General features: G+C 65.0%; 12 protein-coding genes. 3 read left to right on the top strand and 9 right to left on the bottom strand.

Annotated features, from left to right (window positions below; all coding sequences use genetic code 11):
- Nucleotides 1-79: 79 nt before the first annotated feature.
- Nucleotides 80-1,018: a LysR family transcriptional regulator gene (locus NVV93_RS09375; RefSeq protein WP_258254165.1), complete on the bottom strand. Its 939-nt coding sequence runs from the start codon at nucleotides 1,016-1,018 to the stop codon at nucleotides 80-82.
- Nucleotides 1,019-1,149: 131 nt separating this feature from the next.
- Here NVV93_RS09375 and NVV93_RS09370 point away from each other — a divergent pair, with 131 nt between their 5' ends.
- Nucleotides 1,150-2,487, top strand: coding sequence for a coniferyl aldehyde dehydrogenase (locus NVV93_RS09370; RefSeq protein WP_258254164.1), 1,338 nt, complete (start codon nucleotides 1,150-1,152; stop codon nucleotides 2,485-2,487).
- 81 nt (nucleotides 2,488-2,568) lie between these two features.
- Nucleotides 2,569-4,203 carry a GMC family oxidoreductase gene (locus tag NVV93_RS09365; RefSeq protein ID WP_258254163.1) on the top strand — a complete coding sequence of 545 codons (1,635 nt, stop codon included), beginning with the start codon at nucleotides 2,569-2,571 and terminating at the stop codon, nucleotides 4,201-4,203.
- A 247-nt stretch (nucleotides 4,204-4,450) separates the two neighbouring features.
- Here the strand turns inward: NVV93_RS09365 and NVV93_RS09360 are convergent, their stop codons facing one another.
- The 7 genes from NVV93_RS09360 to NVV93_RS09330 form a co-directional block, all read right to left on the bottom strand.
- Complete coding sequence (locus NVV93_RS09360; protein ID WP_258254162.1) at nucleotides 4,451-5,173, bottom strand: TetR/AcrR family transcriptional regulator; 723 nt, start codon at nucleotides 5,171-5,173, stop codon at nucleotides 4,451-4,453.
- Between the two features lie 5 nt (nucleotides 5,174-5,178).
- Nucleotides 5,179-7,143: an alkyl/aryl-sulfatase gene (locus tag NVV93_RS09355; RefSeq protein WP_375162916.1), complete on the bottom strand. Its 1,965-nt coding sequence runs from the start codon at nucleotides 7,141-7,143 to the stop codon at nucleotides 5,179-5,181.
- 51 nt (nucleotides 7,144-7,194) lie between these two features.
- Nucleotides 7,195-8,337, bottom strand: a complete 1,143-nt coding sequence (locus tag NVV93_RS09350) for an acyl-CoA dehydrogenase family protein (RefSeq protein ID WP_258254160.1) — start codon at nucleotides 8,335-8,337, stop codon at nucleotides 7,195-7,197.
- Between the two features lie 103 nt (nucleotides 8,338-8,440).
- Nucleotides 8,441-9,589: an acyl-CoA dehydrogenase family protein gene (locus NVV93_RS09345; protein WP_258254159.1), complete on the bottom strand. Its 1,149-nt coding sequence runs from the start codon at nucleotides 9,587-9,589 to the stop codon at nucleotides 8,441-8,443.
- 80 nt (nucleotides 9,590-9,669) lie between these two features.
- Nucleotides 9,670-12,126, bottom strand: coding sequence for an RND family transporter (locus NVV93_RS09340; protein ID WP_258254158.1), 2,457 nt, complete (start codon nucleotides 12,124-12,126; stop codon nucleotides 9,670-9,672).
- Nucleotides 12,127-12,150: 24 nt separating this feature from the next.
- Entirely contained in the window at nucleotides 12,151-13,209 is a 1,059-nt protein-coding gene (locus tag NVV93_RS09335; protein WP_258254156.1) for a YCF48-related protein, read from the bottom strand.
- Between the two features lie 192 nt (nucleotides 13,210-13,401).
- On the bottom strand, nucleotides 13,402-15,129 hold the full coding sequence (locus tag NVV93_RS09330; protein ID WP_258254155.1) for a DUF1302 domain-containing protein: 1,728 nt from the start codon (nucleotides 15,127-15,129) through the stop codon (nucleotides 13,402-13,404).
- A 317-nt stretch (nucleotides 15,130-15,446) separates the two neighbouring features.
- On the opposite strand from NVV93_RS09330, the gene NVV93_RS09325 reads away from it, so the two are divergent.
- Complete coding sequence (locus NVV93_RS09325; RefSeq protein ID WP_258254154.1) at nucleotides 15,447-16,193, top strand: SDR family NAD(P)-dependent oxidoreductase; 747 nt, start codon at nucleotides 15,447-15,449, stop codon at nucleotides 16,191-16,193.
- Nucleotides 16,194-16,497: 304 nt separating this feature from the next.
- Here NVV93_RS09325 and NVV93_RS09320 read toward each other — a convergent pair whose 3' ends face one another.
- A complete protein-coding gene (locus NVV93_RS09320) occupies nucleotides 16,498-17,565 on the bottom strand; it encodes an MBL fold metallo-hydrolase (RefSeq protein WP_258254153.1) in 1,068 nt (355 codons plus the stop codon).
- Nucleotides 17,566-17,568: the final 3 nt, after the last annotated feature.

Below are 17,568 nucleotides of genomic sequence, written 5' to 3'. Positions count from 1 at the left end.
TTGTCCCCTCACCCCTTTGGGAGAGGGTTAGGGCGGCCCGCGTAGGGTGAGGGGGCGGAACTGACAGGCGCTGTCTTCCTCAGGCTCCGCCACCTGAAAACGAGCCAGTTTCTTCAATGGCTGCCAGGTTGCACTCCACCAGCATGTCGATGGCCTTCTGCGCGATGGGCGTCAACGTCCGATGCGCCAGATGGGCGATGACAAACTGAGTGGTGAAGTCGGCCGTATCTTCGAAGTGGATCCGCTGTAAGCGGCCCTCGCGCAGCTCGTCGCGCACGGAACTCACCGGTGCGCAAAGTATCACGTCCGATTTCCCGGCGAGCTCGCGTAGCACTTGGAAGCTGTTGCACTCGACACTGAATGACACATTCTCAGCCGCCCCCAGTTGCATGATTCTGCGGAGTGACTCGCGGGCGTCATCGGGTATCGGCACGCCGGCCAGCGCCAGGTCGTGCAGCATCGAAATGGGCGGGCGCGCCTGCTCGAGAATGGGATGCCCGCTGCGGGCGAACCAACCGCAGGGCATGGGTGGCAGCATTCGCAAAGCCAGATCCGGCGACTCCGGTATGGCTTGGCTGGTCGAGACCAGAAAGTCGACGCGCTCCTTGCGCAGGCCTTCCAGCAGCGTCCGCCAGTCTTCCACCTGGGCGCTAATCCGCAGGCCCCGATGAGTGCCGTTCAGACGCGCCAAAGTATCGGTGAGCAGCACCGCGGCGGGGAAAGGGCCGATGCCGAAGCTGAGGTCTCCCAGCTCGTAGTTATTGAACAGCCGCACGTCGCACTCCAACCCGCGCAGCTCGAAGAGCGCCTTGCGGGCCCGCTCGAGCACCAGCCGGCCACCGGGCGTCAGGATGATGCCGCGCGACTGGCGGTCGCAGAGGGGCATGCCCAAGGCTTCCTCCAAACTCTGGATGCTACGGCTCAATGCCGATTGGGTGAGGTGCACCCGAGCGGCCGCCTTGACGAAGGAACCCTCCTCAGCGAGGACCACCAAGTGTTCAAGCTGACGCAGGTTCATTGGTATGAGTCCGCTGCAAGAATGGCATTCATTTTATGCAATAGAAGTATATGTCGCGCTACTTTAGCCTGCTAGATGCGTCCTTTACGGTCGTTACGTCGCCACAAAAATTTCAAGACGAGACGTTACCCATGAACTCATCACAATCCTTCGACGCTACCTCCATCCGCGAAACACTGCGGCTTCAGCGTGCGGCTTTTCTTGCCGCCCCACTCGCCAGTGCCGAGGCGCGCATTGAGCTGCTCGAACGCGCTGCCGTGCTCTTGCTCACCCATGGCGACGAGCTGATTGAGGCGCTGAACGCCGATTTCGGCGTGCGCAGTCCGACTTTTTCTCGTGGTCTGGAAATCCAGGCCCCGCTGGCCACTATCCGTCAGACCCAGGCAAACCTCGAACGCTGGATGCAGCCCGAAGCACGGGAAAGCGCGCAAGGCGAAGCGTGGGTGCAATACCAACCACTGGGTGTGGTCGGTGTGATGACGCCCTGGAACGGCCCGGTGAACCTGCTATTCAATGGCCTGGCCGGTGCGCTGGCAGCAGGCAACCGAGTAATGCTCAAGCCTTCCGAAGCCACCCCGCGGACCAGCGCGCTCCTCGCCGCCCTGTTGGGCTCGGTGTACGCCCAGGACGAAGTGGCGGTAATCACCGGCGGCGCCGATGTCGCCAGCGCCTTCTGCAGTCAGCCTTTCGATCACTTGCTGTTTACCGGGGCCGCCAGCATTGGCCGCGAGGTGATGCGCGCGGCGGCGGAACATCTGGTGCCGGTCACACTGGAACTAGGCGGGAAATCGCCGGTGATCATCTCGCGCTCGGCCGACGTGGCCTCAGCGGCGGCCGCCGTGACGATGAGCAAGATGAACAATTCTGGACAGATCTGCGTCGCCCCTGACTATGTTTTCGTCCCAGAGGAATTGCTGGCGTCCTTTGTCGCCGCCACTCAGGCGGCGATCGCCGCGCACTACCCCAGCCTGCGCGACAATCCGGAAGTCACCTCGATCATCAACCGTCGGCACTTTGAACGCCTGCACGGCTATCTCGACGAAGCCCGCGCCGCCGGGGTCGAGTTGATCGAGCTGAATCCGGCCGGGGAGAACCTCACCGGCCAGGCGTTCCACAAGATGATTCCGACCCTGCTCATCAACCCTGGCGACGAGCTGCAGGTGATGCAGAACGAGATCTTCGGTCCGCTGCTGCCGATCAAGACCTATCGCGAACTGGACGAGGTGCTCGCCTACGTCAATGCCCGTCCGCGGCCGCTGGCCCTGTACTACTTCGGCCTCGACGCCATCGAGGAACAACAGGTGCTGGCGCGCACCTGCTCCGGTGGCGTGACGATCAACGGCATCGCCAAGCACGCCGGCCTGGAGAGCCTGCCCTTCGGCGGGGTTGGCGCCAGCGGCATGGGCGCCTATCGCGGCTTCGACGGCTTCCGCCGCTTCAGCCACGGCAAAGCAGTCTTTCGCGCCTGAAGCTGGCTGCGGCATTGCCCCGACCCGCCGTGCCGGTTGGGGAATGCGCGGACGCCTCGCAACGATAATTCGGAACTCTCGATGACTATGACTACCTACGACTACATCATTATCGGCGCCGGCTCGGCCGGCTGCGCCCTCGCCGGTCGCCTGGCTGACGCCCAGCCCGGCAGCATCGCGCTGCTGGAGGCCGGTGGCCACGACCAGAAGCGCGTGATCACCCTCCCCATCGGCTTCGCCGCCACCGTGCCCAAGGCCGGTCCCTTCAACTACGGTTACCAGACTGAGCCGCAGCCTGGACTCAACGGCCGGCAGATTTTCCAGCCGCGTGGCCGTGGCCTGGGCGGCAGCTCGTCGATCAACGCCATGGTCTATATCCGCGGCGTGCCCAGCGACTACGATCACTGGGCCGAACTGGGTTGCGCGGGCTGGAGTTGGCAGGACGTCTTGCCCTACTTCAAACGCTCAGAGGCCAACATCCGCCTCGCGGGCCACGCCGAAACTCAGTTGCACGGCGGTGTTGGGCCATTGAAGGTTGCCGATACGCGCAGCACCAACCCTTTTGATCGCCGTTTCATTGAGGCCACCCTGGCCGCCGGCTATCCGTACAACGACGACTTCAACGGTAGCACCCAGGAAGGCGTGGGCTTTTATCAGCGTACCCAACTGAATGGCGAGCGGTGGAACGCCGCGCGGGCTTACCTGCACGGCGGCGCTATGCCTTTGAACGGCGGGCGCAGCAATCTGCAGGTGCTGACCGACAGCCAGGTGCTGCGCATCCTCTTTGAGGGCAAGCGGGCGGTGGGCGTGGAGCATATGCACAACGGCCAGCGCCAGGTGCTGCGCGCTCGCCGGGAGGTGATCCTCAGCGCCGGCTCGTACGGCTCGCCGCAGCTGCTGATGGTCTCGGGGGTGGGACCGGCGGAGCATCTGGCGGAGCACGGTATCGAGCTGGTGCAGGATCTGCCGGAGGTCGGCCAGAACCTGCAGGAGCATCCGGACGCCAGGCTGCACATGCGGCTATTCAGCACCGATCTTTACGCAGCCTCGGTTCCCGGTGGGCTGCGCATGCTCGGTGAATGGCAACGCTATCGGCGCGATCGCTACGGCATGTTCGCCTCGAACATCGTCGAGACCGGCGCCTTCCTGAAAAGCCGCGCGGAACTCCCCGACCCGGATCTGCAGTTGCACTTCGGCACTTCCTTCGGCGATCTACAGAAGCTCGGCACCCATGGCTACAATGGCCACGTCTGCGTGCTGCGTCCGCACAGCCGCGGCGAACTGCGACTGGCCTCCGCCGATGCACGGGAGGCCCCGCTGATCAATCCAAATCTGCTGGGCGACCCGCGTGACCTCGAGGCCATGTTGACCGGCGTGCATCTGGTCAAGCGCATTCTTGACCAGCCGCAGTTGGCGTCGCTCGGCGGAAAGGCGCATTTCCACGCGCACCTGAAATTCGACGGCAGCGACGACGAGGCGGTGAAGCAGATGATCCGCGAGCGAACCGAAACCGCCTTCCATCCGGTAGGGACCTGCCGCATGGGTGCGGACCGTGAGTCTGTCGTCGATCCGCAATTGCGCGTGCGCGGCATTGATGGGCTGCGAGTGGTCGACGTCTCCATCATGCCGAAGCTGATCGGCGGCAATACCAATGCGCCGGCGATGATGATCGGCGAGAAGGCCTGTGACCTGCTGCTGCAGGAACAACAGCAATAAGCGCAGCGGCCAACCCCGCCGTGTTCTGGCGGTCGGCGTCACATTGCTTTGCGGCAGTGCGACACTGGCCGCCGCGCGAGCGCGGCAAAGCCGGCGCTGGCCATAGAAATTCCAGAGCTCGGACAAAATGCCGAATTCGCTCGACCCTGGTCTCCGGCGCATGGCCCAGCGGAATACCTATGCTGGGCCGTTCCAGGTCACCGAAAGGGTCGGCAGGTCCGCGGGCTGGAGCTGGCGAACATGACCATCAACGGCGCGTTTCCACATCCGGGGTGGTCAGCAGCGCATGAATCATCCGCGCCAGCAGGCGAACGGTGTCCGGCGCCACCAGGTATTGCGGCCGTTCGAGGAGCAGCGCGCGCGGCAAGGCGACCACCGCCTGATAGGCGAGGAAGCCGGCCTTCTCGCGGTCGCGCACCAGCACCTCGCTGGAAAAGCGTTCGACCAGCCCCGGGATGACCATTGACGACCAAAAGCGCTCCGCCTTGACCAGGTCGAGGCGCACCAGCTCGGCGTGGTAGGCCGCCTTGATGCTCAGCTCCGAGTCGATCTGCATCCAGCGGTGCAAGGCCGCAAGGCCGGTGCCCAAGACCATCTCGATGCCATCGAACAGCGCGGCGGTGGCTGGGAGATTGGCCAGACTGGCGATCACCTCCTGGCGTGCTTCTTCGCGGTAGTCGTCGAAGATCGCCCCGACCAGCGCTTCGATGGTCGGGAAGTACTCGTAGATCGAGCTGATAGCGACCCCCGAGTAATCCGCCAGGCGATACACCGACAAGCCGCTGCGACCTTCCTGCTCGAGGATGTCGCGGCCGGCTTTTTTCAGCGCCTCGACCAGGGCGATCGAGCGTGCCTGGCGCGGCAGCTTGCGCTGCCGGGCGGTGAGCTCGACCAGCAGCACCTCGCCGCCGGCCTGGGAACGGGTGTCCTTGAGCGCGGCGGCTTCGGTTTGCAGAGTGCGGTTCAACATGGTCGTCAGGGTGTGACGATGTTGAAGTTCGGCGTGAAGCTGCCCAGCATGCCGAGCAACGCCTTGAACTGACCAGCCTGACCGTCGAGCTTCACCTCGCCGTTCTGGATGGCCGTGGCGAAGTCGGTCTGGCGCAGGCTGATGCGATCCAGGGTGGCCTTGCTGAGGCTGACCGCGGCGTCGGGCTGGGCATGCTGGCTGTTCTCGCGATAGGTCAGCACGCCGTTGCTCAGGGTCAGCGCGAAGTCCTGCTTGAGGTCGTCGAAGCGCCAGTTGAGGGTCATGTCGTGGCCCTGCGCCTTTTCCGCATCGAGGCGCACGGCCAGCAAGTCGAAGAACATCGCCGGGGTCGCGGCACGCACCAGATCCTCGGTGGCGCGCGGCACATTGTCCTGTGCCCCCTCGCGCAGCTCCTGCGCGCCGAGCAGATACATGTTGCGCCAGGTGGCCGCCTCGCTGCGGTAGCCGAGCTGCTCCAGCGCATCGGCCTGGATTTCGCGGGCCGCCTGGTTCTGCGGCTCGGCGAAGACCAGTTGATTGCCCAGCTGCACTGCCCAGCGATAGTCGCCACGGGCCATCGCCGCACGGATCAGCTCGAGCATCTGGTCGGCACCACCGAGCGCCTCGACCAGACGCTTGCCGGATTCCGCCGGCGGCAGCGGATCGAGGTTGGCCGGATTGCCGTCGTAAAAACCGAGGTAGCGCTGGTACACCGCACGGACGTTGAAGCTCAGCGTGCCGTAGTAGCCACGCGTATGCCATTTGCGGTCGAGTTCGCCGGGCAGTTTGGGGGTCGCCGCGGCGATCTCCAGGGGCGTCAGGCCCTGATTGAGCAGATGCAAGGTCTGGTTGTGGATGTAGGCGTACATGTCGCGTTGGTCGGCAAGCAAGGTGCGGATGTTCGCGCCGTCCCAGGTCGGCCAGTTGTGCTGGGCGAACAGCACCTCGGCCTTGTCGCCATAGCGCACCAAGCTGTCATCCAGATAGCGCGCCCAGCCCTTGGCATCGCGCACCTCGGCACCGCGCGGGGTGAGCACGTTATGCATGACCTGGGTGGCGTTTTCCGCCATGCACAGCGCACGCATCTGCGGCAGGTAGAGGTTCATCTCCGCCGGCGCCTCGGTCCCCGGAGTCAGCTGGAATTCGACCTGAATGCCGGCGATCTCGTGCGTCTCGGTGGGCTTGCCGATCAGATCGGTAGGCGGAATCAGGCTGATCGTGCCGCCGACCGACGCGCCCTTGCCGATCCCCGTGTCGATCTGCCCGCGCTCGCCGGGCTTCAGTGCGCTGCCGCTCTGATACTGGGCGCGGCGGAACATCGCCGTGCCGGCCAGCACGTTCTCGCTGATCGCATGCTCCATGAAGCCGGCCGGGGCGAAGATCCTAACCTTGCCCGCTCGCACATCGGCCTCGTCGACAACGCCGCGCACCCCGCCGAAATGATCGGCATGGCTGTGGCTGTAGACCACCGCTACCACCGGTTTGCGCGGCCGATGCTGGTAGTACAGCTCCAGCGCGGCATGTGCCGTTTCGGTGGACGTCAGCGGGTCGATGATCAGCAGGCCGTTGTCGCCCTCGATGATCGTCATGTTCGCCAGGTCCAGCCCGCGCACCTGATAGATGTGCTCCATCACCTGGAACAGGCCGGCATTGGCGTTCAGCTGCGCCAGACGCCAAAGGCTGGGGTTGATGGTGTCCGGTACCTGGTCCTGAGCCAGGAAGTCGTAGCGGTGGGTATTCCACACCACCCTGCCGGCAGCGTTCTTGATCTCGCCCGCAAAGGGCGCCACCAGGCCGCGGCGCACCGCGTCGTAATCGGCACGATCGGCGAACGGCAACTGGTCGAGCACCGCGCGGTTCGCCGCGATGGTTTGCGGGCTCGCCGGCTTGCCCAGCGGGGCCTCGCCTGCCATGACTCCGACCGCCAATAGGGAGGTCGTGGCAAATAGGGCAATTACTTGGGTTCGCATACTTTTCCTACTATATGAAATTGTTCGAACGTGCGCCGCGCCGGCGCGGATTCAAGCCTGCACGTCGGTCATGAGGACCGCGTCGGCGATCCACTGTTTGTGGCAATCGGTGGTGCCAGCGGAGATCGACAGCGCCATCGCCTCGCGCGCCAGGCGCTCGATCTCGCTGCCCCGGCCCGCTCCCTCGCCGCCGTGCAACTGCGCCGCGTCATGACAGGCCTTCACCGCCAAGTCGCAGGCGAGCCACTTCGCCATCGACACCGCCATGGCACTCGGCCTGTTGGCATCCATCAGGGAAATGGCCTGGAAACACATCAGTCTGGCGGCGTCGATCGCGGTAGCCATCTCGGCGAGCCGGGCCGCCATCTGAGAATGTCCCGGCAGCAGCCGGCCGCCCGGGCGCAGCTGCCGCACATGGGCGATGGACGCATCGAGGGCCGCACGCATCAGGCCGACCGCGAGCAAACCGATATCGGCATGCATTTTTGCCAGCAGCCGGCGTGCGCTGCGCATGCCCGCCTCGCCCGCCCAGATGCAATTAACCGCCAGCACCCGCGCACCGGTGAAGGTGATCTGCGCGGCGGGAGGCCCGCTGAGCGCGCCCCTGTCGAGCTTGCGCGACAGATAGCCGTGATCCTTGCGGTCGACGATGACGTGCACACGCGCATCCTTCGCAGAGTCAGCCGCAACGATCAGAAAATCCGCGAAATGGCCATTGGCGCCCCCGCTTGCCTCGCCGCTGAGCACCACACTGTCGCCATCCTGCTCAATGGTGAGCAGGGCGCTCGCCGAGTCGGCATCTCCCAGGCAGAAGGCGGCGAAAACCCGCCCCGCGAGAAGGTCGGCGAGGTAGCGGTCGCGCAGGTACGCCTGGGTCGACGGTAGCTCGGCCAGAACCATGGCCGCGGCGCGGTTGGTGATCACGCACCAAGCGATGTCGAGGGAGATGACGCTGAGCTCCTCGAACAACATCGCCTCGGTCGCCAGCGACAAGCCCAATCCACCCAGCGCCTTGGTCACGCTGGCGCCGGGCAGGCCGAACTCGGCGATCGCCTGGGTGATGTCGAGCAGCCGCTCCTTGGAAATCGGACGGTCCCGATAGCCGCGCACGATCGGCTCGACCTCCGAGGCGAGAAACTGGCGAAAGCTCTCGATCATGAACCGCTGATCTTCGGTTGGACTTTCAACATTCATGGCCCAGTTCCTCGTTGCAGCGGCGCGGTTCAATCCGGGTCCCGGCAGGTCAGGAAACACCACCTCGGCCGTCCCCTCGCCTTTCGCGGGGACGGCCGAGGTCCTAGCCCAGGCTGCGGGAGATGATCAGTTTCTGGATGTGGCTGGTGCCCTCGTAAATCTTGGTCACCCGCACGTCGCGGCAATAGCGCTCGACCGGGAAGTCGCGGAGGTAGCCGTAGCCGCCGTGCACCTGCAGTGCGTCGGAGCAGACCTTCTCGGCCATCTCGCTGGCGAACAGCTTGGCGATCGAGGCCTCCTTGGCACAGGGGATACCGGCTTCGCACAAGCGCGCGGCGTGCACCACGTACTGGTGCGACACGTCGACCTTCATCGCCATGTCGGCCAGGTCGAAGGCCACGCCCTGCAGGTTGATGATCGGCGCGCCATAGGCCTCACGTTCCTTGGCGTAGGCGACCCCGGCGTCCAGCGCGGCACGCGCCACACCGGTGGCCACCGCGGCGATGGCCACACGCCCTTCGGACAGCGAGCCCATGATGGCGCCATACCCAGCCCCTTCGGCGCCGAGCAGGTTGTCCACCGGCACCCGGCATTCGTCGAGCTGGATCTGCGCCACATGCGCGGAACGCTGGCCGAGTTTCTCCTCGATGCGCGCGACGATGTAACCGGGATGCTCGCTGGGATCGACGATGAACAGGCTGCTGCCCTTCTTGCCGGCGGCCTTGTCGGTGACCGCGAGGACCAGGCCAACGCCCGCCTCATTGCCGTTGGAGATGAACTGCTTGCTGCCGTTGAGCACGTAGTGCTCGCCCTCGCGACGCGCGCTGGTGCGGAACGCCGCGGTGTCGGAGCCGGCTTGCGGTTCGCTCAGCAGGAAGGCGCCAATCCGCGTGCCGGCGGCGATGCCGGGCAGGTACTTGCGCTTCTGCGCCTCGCTACCAAGTTTGGCAATCGACATGCCGGCGGAGTTGTGCACGTGGATCAGCGTGGCGAAGCCGGCATCGGCGGCGGCGAACTCCTCGATGGCCAAGCAGTACTCGACGAAGCTCAAGCCCGCGCCACCGTACTCCTCGGGGATCAGCATGCCGAGAAAACCCAGCTCGGCGGCGGCCGCCAGTTCGGCGTGCGGCCAGGCACCGCTGCGATCCCGCTCGGCCGCGGTGGCCGCGACCACCTCGAGCGCGACCTTGCGCGCCGAGTCGCGAATCAGCAGTTCTTGTTCGCTCAGAAAAACAGAGGAGGAATCGCTCATCGTTACACCTGTACATTTCGCTTAATGGGTTGAAACCGAGGACCGGCCGGCGCGCAGGCAGCGCACCGGCACGGCTCCCGTCAGAGACACTGGGCGGTCGAAACCTTGCGCTGCACCTTGACCGCCTGCGGCTGTTCGGCAGCATCCGGCGCAGCACTGCCGGGCAGCAGGAAGTGCGACAGCGCCGGGATCAGCACCAGGGCGCCGAGCATGTTCCACAGGAACATGAAGGTCAGCAGAATGCCCATGTCGGCCTGGAACTTGATCGACGAGAACGCCCAGGTGATCACGCCCGCAGCCAGCGTCACACCGACCAACGCCACCACCTTTCCGGTGAAGCGCAGGGCGTAGCAGTACGCCTCGGCGAGCGACGCACCGGCACGCTGGCGGGCCAGCTGGATGCTCAGCAAATACAGCGCGTAGTCGACGCCGATGCCGACGCCGAGGGCGATCACCGGCAGCGTGGCGACCTTCACGCCCATGCCCAGCGCGACCATCAGCGCCTCGCAGAGCACCGAAGTAATCACCAGCGGCACCACGGCGACGATCACCGCGCGCCAGCTGCGGAAGGTGATGAAGCACAGCACGATGACCGCCGCGTAGACGTACATCAGCATGGTGAAGTTGGCTTTCTTGACCACGATGTTGGTCGCCGCCTCGATCCCGGCACTGCCGGCGGCAAGCAGGAACTGATGCTCGGGGGTGCTATTCGCAGCGGCAAACGCCTCGGCCACCTTGACCACCCGATCGAGCGTCTCGGCCTTGTGATCGGCCAGGTAGGCGACCACCGGCATCACCGAACAATCGGTGTTGAACAGCTCCGGATTGGTGGTGCTGGCCGTGCGCGCGGCGTAGTTCAACACGTCCTGGTTCGGCGGGATCGACAGCCACTTGTTGCTGCCTTCATAGGAACCAGCAGTGATCTTGCGTACCGCGTCGGCCAGCGACACCGTGCTCTGCACTCCAGGCACCTGCCGCAACGCCCAACCCAGCCGGTCGGCCGCGATCAGCGTTTCATAGCCGAGGCAGCCCTCGGGGGCGGTCTTGACGATCACCGCGAACTGATCGCTCGACAACGAGTACTTCTCGGTGATGTAGGCGTTGTCGAGGTTGTAGCGCGAGTTCGGCCGCAGCTCGGAAACCCCGGCGTCGAGGTCGCCGATCTTCAGCTGCGTGCTGACCATGAAGCCGCCGACCAGCAGCACCAGCGAAGCCGCGATCGCCGCGATCGCCCAGCGCCGCTCGGTGAAGCGCGTCAGCAGTTTCCACATCCCGCCAAGTTCCGCTTCATCGGCGCGCAGGCTGCGCTGCGCCGCCTTCTGACTGACACCGGTGTAGGACAGCATCACCGGCAACAGGATCAGGTTGGTGAAGACCAGCAGCGCCACACCGATGCTGGCGGTAATCGCCAGATCTTTGATGACCGGAATGTCGATCATCATCAGCACGGCGAAGCCCACCGCATCGGCGGCCAGCGCCGTCAGACCGGCGAGGAACAGGCGGCGGAAGGTGTAGCGGGCGGCGACCAGCTTGTGGGTGCCGCGGCCGATGTCCTGCATGATGCCGTTCATCTTCTGCGCGCCGTGGGACACGCCGATGGCGAACACCAGGAACGGCACCAGAATCGAGTAGGGATCCAGCTCGTAGCCGAGCCTGGCGATCAAGCCGAGCTGCCAGAGCACCGCCACGCAGGAGCAGGCCAGCACCAGCAAGGTGCTGCGCAGGCAACGGGTCCAGGCAAAGATGATCAGCGCAGCGATCACCGCCGCGACGACGAAGTAGAGGATCATCTGGACGAGACCGTCGAGCAGCTCGCCGACCACCTTGGCGAAGCCGACCAGACGGATCTCGATCTGCGCACTGCCTTGCTCGCCGGAGAACTTCGCGCGCACTGCCTCGAGCTTTTTCGCCAGCGCCCAGTAGTCGAGCGCTTCACCGGTACTCACGTCCTTATCCAGCAACGGCAGGAAAATCATGCTCGAGCGGTAATCGGTGCCGACCAGGCTGCCGAGCAGTTGCGCCCTACCGATGTTCTGCTTGAGCTGCTCGATGCTCTCCGCTGAACCGGTGTAGTTGTCGGGCATCACCGGACCACCGGCGAAACCTTCCTCGGTGACCTCGTTCCAGCGCACCACCGGCATCCACAGCGACTTGACGTTGGCGCGGTCGATGCCCGGGGTCAGGAACAACTCGTCGTTGATCTCCTTGAGCGCCTGCAGGTAGTCCGGCGCGAAGATGTCGCCGTTCTTGTTCTCGACCACCACGCGCACCGCATTCCCCAGACCAGCGAGCTCGCTGCGGTTGTCGAGGAAATTGCGAATGTACGGTTGGTGGTGCGGAATGGTCTTTTCGAAGGCCGCGTTGAAGGTGAGCTTGGTCGCATCCCAGCCCAGCACCAGCGTGACCAGCGCGCAAAGGATCACCACCAGCAGGCGATTGTTGAAGATCAGCCGCTCGAGCCAGCTGCCGGACTTGCGGTCGAACGCATTCAGATCGCGGATCGTCTGCAGGTTTTCGTCGAATTTGTTGGTATTCATTACATATCCCCAACGGATCTGTTGTTACTGCAGGTTTTCCACGCGCACGCCACCGATGCCGGCCAGCGCGACAGCGCCTCCGGCGGCCGGGGCCACAGCGAAGTTCGGGGCGACACGGTTCGGTTTGGCTGGCGCAAAGCTGGCGCCCTGATCACGCGAGCGCAGGACGTGTCCGGCCTGGCTGACCAGCACGACGGAGCCGTCGGCGAGCGCGATACCGGCGGTCAAGCCCGCATGGACATGCGTCTCGACCTTGCTCCAGCTGACGCCGCCATCGACGCTGCGATAGGCGTTGCCACGCAGCCCATACACCAAGACCATCTCGGCGTTGCCTAGCAGGCCGAACAGCGTGCCCTGGTAAGGCAGCTGCAACTGCTGGAAACGCTGCCCAGTGGCATCGAGCTTGAGTGCCAGCCCCTGCTCACCAACGATGAACAGCGAGCCGCCCGCCGGACGGATGCCGTAGAGGTGCATGCCGCGCGGGTTGTCGATGCGGTCGAGCCACGGCGTCCAGGACTTGCCACCGTCCTCGGTGCGCAGGATCAGGTTGAACGCACCGACCACGAAGCCCTTCTGGTCGTTCTCGAACCAGACATCCAGCAGCGGCTTGTCCGCGCCCTGGGCAACGAAGGCCTCGGCCTCTTGTTGCAGGCGCTGCGCCTCGGGGTCGTCGGCATTGGCCGGTGCGCCGTAGCTCTTGCCCACCAACTCGGCGATCTGCCGACCATCGAGCTGCTTGCTCCAGGTCGCGCCGCCGTCGGTGGTGTGCAGAATCACGCCCTCATGGCCGACCGCCCAGCCCTGGCGCGCGCTCGGAAACGCCAACGCGGTCAGATCGGAGCTGACCGGCACCTGCGCCTGCTGCCAGGCCTTGCCATCATCGGAGTAGAGAATGTGCCCGCGCTGACCGGCGGCTACCGTGCGGCTGCCCGCCGCGGCCAGGGCATTCAGCGGGGCGAGAATCGCCTTGGCGCTCGGCACGGCGGCCAGCTCCATCGGCGAAGTGAATACGGGTTGCGCGACGACCGGACCGGCCAATGCGGCGAGGATCGCGAGCGGGGTGCAGATACGTTTTACAAGCACCTTGGTACCCTCAAATCTGTGCGCCAGGGCGCTTACTGCAGAACGGCAAGGGCAGGAGTTCCCGCCCCGGACCAATGAATCGACGTCCCTGCCGTGCTGGTGTGAATGACACGCGAAGAAAACCATCGCCCCACCGTGACAACGGTGAGGCGAGCGTCCCGCCAGCCAGCAGCGGACGGGGCGCGCCGTCTGTCAGAGCGTGGTCTTGAAGGTGAGGAACACCGCACCACGATCTTCCAGCGCCGACTGAGCACCACTGGTGGTGCGCAGGGAGCCATTGGGGTTCTTCGAGATGTCGCCGAAGTAGTCGACATACTTCAGATCGAAGCGGTAGCGGCTGTACAGGTCCAGGGCCACGCCCACCGCGTAGCTGCCGGCATCCTCGTTACCGCCGGAGGCGACCGCCGAATTGCCGTTCAGGCCGCGCGAGTAGCTGAGCGGCAGCGACACATCACCGCCCGGAAACACCTGGTACCAGACCGGCGTGAAGTTCACCGCCGCGCCATAGTTGCTGCGGGTCACCGCGTCGATGTTGAGCGGGTTGGCCTTGTACGCGGAGCTACCTTTGAACACGTTCTGCGGGTCGTCGGTTACCGACAGCCAACGGCTCGCAGTCAGCTCGGCCGACCAAGAGGCGCCGTCGTACAGCGCCGTTGGGCTGAGCGAGCCGATGGCGTTGAGCACCCCGTGCAGGGTGTCGCCACGGGCACCGAGGACGTCGCCATCGTCCGGCAGACGGGCCACCGAAGTCACGGTCGCCGCACCGCTGTTCAGCGGCATGTTTTGACGGTAGTTGACGTCTGCACCGAAGCTGATGCCGCCGATTTCCTTCGACAGGCTCAGGCCGTACATGTCGATATCGTCGCCGTAGTTCGCGAAGTATTTGCAGGCCGCCAGCGTGCACCGCGTTGCGGGCGCCACCGTGATCATCTGCACGAGCTGCGGCTGGGTGTCGGAGAAGTTGCGCACGTAGAAGCCGAGGGTGCCGTCCAGCCACTCTGGGCTCCAGCGCGTCATCACGCCCCAGTCGCCACGGTCGTCCGGCTCGATATCGTCGCCATGCCCGACACGCACGCCCGGCACACCCGGCGCCAGGACGAGGGACTCACCGCCCTGCAAGAAAGCGTCGCTGAAGCCGAGGTAGGTGCCCGCTTCAGGGACACGCGACGGGCGCCACTCCAGGAAGTACTGCGCGGCGAACGACAGCTCCGGGGTCACCTGCAGCTGCGTGGAGAGTTGCGTACGCGGCAGGTACAGCTCCTTGGCTTCGACGCCCGGCAACGCCAAGGCCTTGGCCTGGTCGAGCGGCGCCTGGCCGTAGGAGATACCGTGGATCGCGCCGCTACCGAGCAGCGACTCACCCCAGTTGACCGTGTGCCGGCCCGCGCGAACGTTCAGCGGCATGTCGCCGAGGTCGAAGGAGCCGAACACGAAGGCATCCATGATCTCGCCGGACGGCCCGCGGTAGTAGCGCTTGGCGTAGTTGCTCAGGCCCAGCGCCGGCCGACCATTTTCGATGTGGTTGGAGGTAGCGACGTTCTTGTTGTCCAGGCCGCCTTCATAGGCCTGGTCGTACCAGCTCGCAGCACTGACCCGCGCGCCGTATTTGCCCTTATAGACAAGGTCGGTCTCGGTGAGGATGTCGAGCCGATTGGCGACCATGCTGTGCTTGTTGAAGTTGCGATCGCCGTCGTCGTTGTTCGCGTTGCCGAGGATGGCCTTGGACTGGCTATCCAGACGCTGACCGATGTTGTAGCGCAGCGTATTGTCGAAGCGCAGCTGCAGGTCTTCGTTACCGGTATCGATCTCAAAAGCCCCCACCTGTCCAGCGGCAGCCACGCAAAGCGCCAAGGCCGTCAACCGCAGTACAGAGGAGCTGACAGGCTGAATCTGTTTCGACTTGTTCTTGTTATTCGTCATCTAAGGTGTCTCCTCTCTCGCCATATCACGACTGCGCGCCGACTCCCCGCCCAGCCACGTGAACCTCAATCAACGGATCGAGCTTCGCTAGCCTGCCAGCGGGACAGGAAACTTCCCCCTCCCTCCTGAAGGGGGATTCGGACGCATCCGAATTGGGGGGGCGAGAGCCGCAAAGACCAAGATTCAGAGCCTTCAGGCCAGATTGCACGGGCGCTCGCGCAGACCGGGGTGGGCACCCCCTCTTATGGGAGGGACGGAGGTTCGTGGCCTTCCCTACCATCGCCGCGAACCATTCACGTGCAGGAGAGACCCCTTCCATGAAACTCGACAACAAAGTGGCGATCGTCACCGGCGCGGCATCCGGACTCGGCCTGGCGACCTGCCAGGCGCTGGCGGCCGCAGGCGCCACCGTGGTCGGCTTCGACCTCGACCAGGCGAAGCTCGACGCCGCGCTCGGGCCCAAGCTCAAAGGGATCGCCGTGAACGTGGCGGACGAAGCCAGCGTCCAGGCCGGTATCGACGCCGTGCTTGAGACGTACGGGCAGATCCACGTGGCGGTGAATTGCGCCGGCATCCTCGGCCCGTGCAAGACCCTGTCGAAAGGCCAGCTGTTCCCCAGCGAGCTGTGGAATCGCGTGCTGTCGGTCAATCTCACCGGCACCTTCAACATCATCCGCCACGCGGCTTTGGCGATGAGCGCGAACAGCCCGGAAGACACCGGCGAGCGCGGCGTGATCATCAACACCGCCTCGGGCGCGGCGCGTGAAGGACAGATGGGCCAGGCCGCCTACAGCGCCAGCAAGGCCGGCGTCATCGGCATGACCCTGCCGATCGCCCGCGACCTGGCCGAACACGGCATTCGCGTCGTCACCCTGGCGCCCGGATTGTTCGAGTCCGGCATGTCGGCCGGCATGCCGCCGAAGGTTTCCGAAAGCATCGTCGGCAGCCTGCTGTTCCCGCGCCGCATGGGCCTGCCGAGCGAGTTCGCCGCGCTGGTCCAGCATGTGATCGAGAACGCCTACCTGAACGCCCTCACCCTCGATATCCAGTGCGGCGTGCGCTGATTCGGCGAAATACATCCGGCGCGCGCGGCGCCGGATGTCACACCCTGGCGTAGGAGCGAATTCATTCGCGATGCCGACACCTCGGTGTGGCCTGCTTTCGCGAATGAATTCGCTCCTACAGCCGAGTAGCCCGGATGAAATCCGGGAAATTGGATTGCTGGCGCCCCCGGATTTCATCCGGGCTACGGGCTGGTTTGTCTCCCCTCTCCCATTTATGGGAGAGGGGACGGGGGAGAGGGCAATGGGCGCGCACCGCTGTCAACCTGAACCCCCTGTCGGCGCGGCCGCTACAGCGCGGCCTGCCCTATCGCGGACGCGCGCAATACCAGGCTACGCCCTCGGCATCGAGCTCCCGCGAGATCTCACCCCGGCGCAACAGGTAGTTCAGGTGGGCGACGCTCTCGCCGGTGGCGAGACTCAGCATCGACGCATCGCTGAACGGAATCGGCCGCGAAAACAGCAGCGCGAAGGTATCGACCACCCGCTTGGGCGTCTGCAGCCCCGCCCGCAGTCGCTCCAGCGCGCGCTGAATGCTTGCCCCCAACTGATCCAACCGCACGTGCAAGCCATGGAACGGCTCGTTGTGCGCCGGCAGCACCAGCACGTCAGCCGGTACGCGCTGACGCAGCATGTCGAGCGATGCCAGCCATTCGGCCAATGGATCGGCATCCGGCTCGGTCGGGTGCACGGAGATGTTCGAGGAAATCCGTGGGAGCACCTGGTCTCCCGAGATCAGCAACTTGCGCTGCGCGTCATACAGGCAGGCATGCTCGGGCGAATGGCCGGCACCGACAACGACTTCCCATTCATACTCGCCAATACGCAGACGCTCGCCGTCGCACACGCGCCGGTAGCTGTCGGGCAACTGGGACATCATTCGGCCGAAGTTACCGAAGCGCGAGTGATACACGTTGAGCGCGCTTTCATCCCAGCCGGCACGCCGATAGAAGGCTACCCCGTCATCGGGTGCGGCGCGGCCCGTATCGCTAGCCAGCATCCGGCAGGACAGGTACTCCAGGCGAGTCATCCACAAACGGCAGCCGAACCGCCGGGTCAGCCAGCCGGCGAAGCCGATGTGGTCCGGATGCATGTGGGTGACCAGCACGCGCTGCAGCTCGCGCCCGGCCAGTGGTCCGGCAAGCAGCTGGTTCCACACCGACATCGCCTCATCGCTGTTCACCCCGGTATCGACCAGGGTGTAGCCCTCACCATCGGCGAGCACCCAGAGGTTGATCGCGCCCAGGGAAAACGGCAGCGGCATGCTGATCCATTGCACGCCGGGAACGATCTCACCCAGCGCGCCGTTTTCCGGTCTTGCTCCGCAGGGGTAGCTGAGCGCATCGCGCGTTGTGCTGCGACTTTCCGTCTCCATCAT

Source organism: Pseudomonas sp. LS44, assembly GCF_024730785.1.
GTDB lineage: Bacteria > Pseudomonadota > Gammaproteobacteria > Pseudomonadales > Pseudomonadaceae > Aquipseudomonas.
This window is presented reverse-complemented; position numbering and strand designations above follow the sequence as displayed.

Excerpts from the sequence above, each read along its gene's own strand:
- NVV93_RS09355 (WP_375162916.1), bottom strand. The coding sequence starts at position 7,143 with ATGCGAACCCAAGTAATTGCCCTATTTGCCACGACCTCCCTATTGGCG.
- NVV93_RS09325 (WP_258254154.1), top strand. The coding sequence starts at position 15,447 with ATGAAACTCGACAACAAAGTGGCGATCGTCACCGGCGCGGCATCCGGA.
- NVV93_RS09375 (WP_258254165.1), bottom strand. The coding sequence starts at position 1,018 with ATGAACCTGCGTCAGCTTGAACACTTGGTGGTCCTCGCTGAGGAGGGT.
- NVV93_RS09365 (WP_258254163.1), top strand. The coding sequence starts at position 2,569 with ATGACTATGACTACCTACGACTACATCATTATCGGCGCCGGCTCGGCC.
- NVV93_RS09370 (WP_258254164.1), top strand. The coding sequence starts at position 1,150 with ATGAACTCATCACAATCCTTCGACGCTACCTCCATCCGCGAAACACTG.
- NVV93_RS09340 (WP_258254158.1), bottom strand. The coding sequence starts at position 12,126 with ATGAATACCAACAAATTCGACGAAAACCTGCAGACGATCCGCGATCTG.
- NVV93_RS09345 (WP_258254159.1), bottom strand. The coding sequence starts at position 9,589 with ATGAGCGATTCCTCCTCTGTTTTTCTGAGCGAACAAGAACTGCTGATT.
- NVV93_RS09360 (WP_258254162.1), bottom strand. The coding sequence starts at position 5,173 with ATGTTGAACCGCACTCTGCAAACCGAAGCCGCCGCGCTCAAGGACACC.
- NVV93_RS09330 (WP_258254155.1), bottom strand. The coding sequence starts at position 15,129 with ATGACGAATAACAAGAACAAGTCGAAACAGATTCAGCCTGTCAGCTCC.
- NVV93_RS09350 (WP_258254160.1), bottom strand. The coding sequence starts at position 8,337 with ATGAATGTTGAAAGTCCAACCGAAGATCAGCGGTTCATGATCGAGAGC.
- NVV93_RS09320 (WP_258254153.1), bottom strand. The coding sequence starts at position 17,565 with ATGGAGACGGAAAGTCGCAGCACAACGCGCGATGCGCTCAGCTACCCC.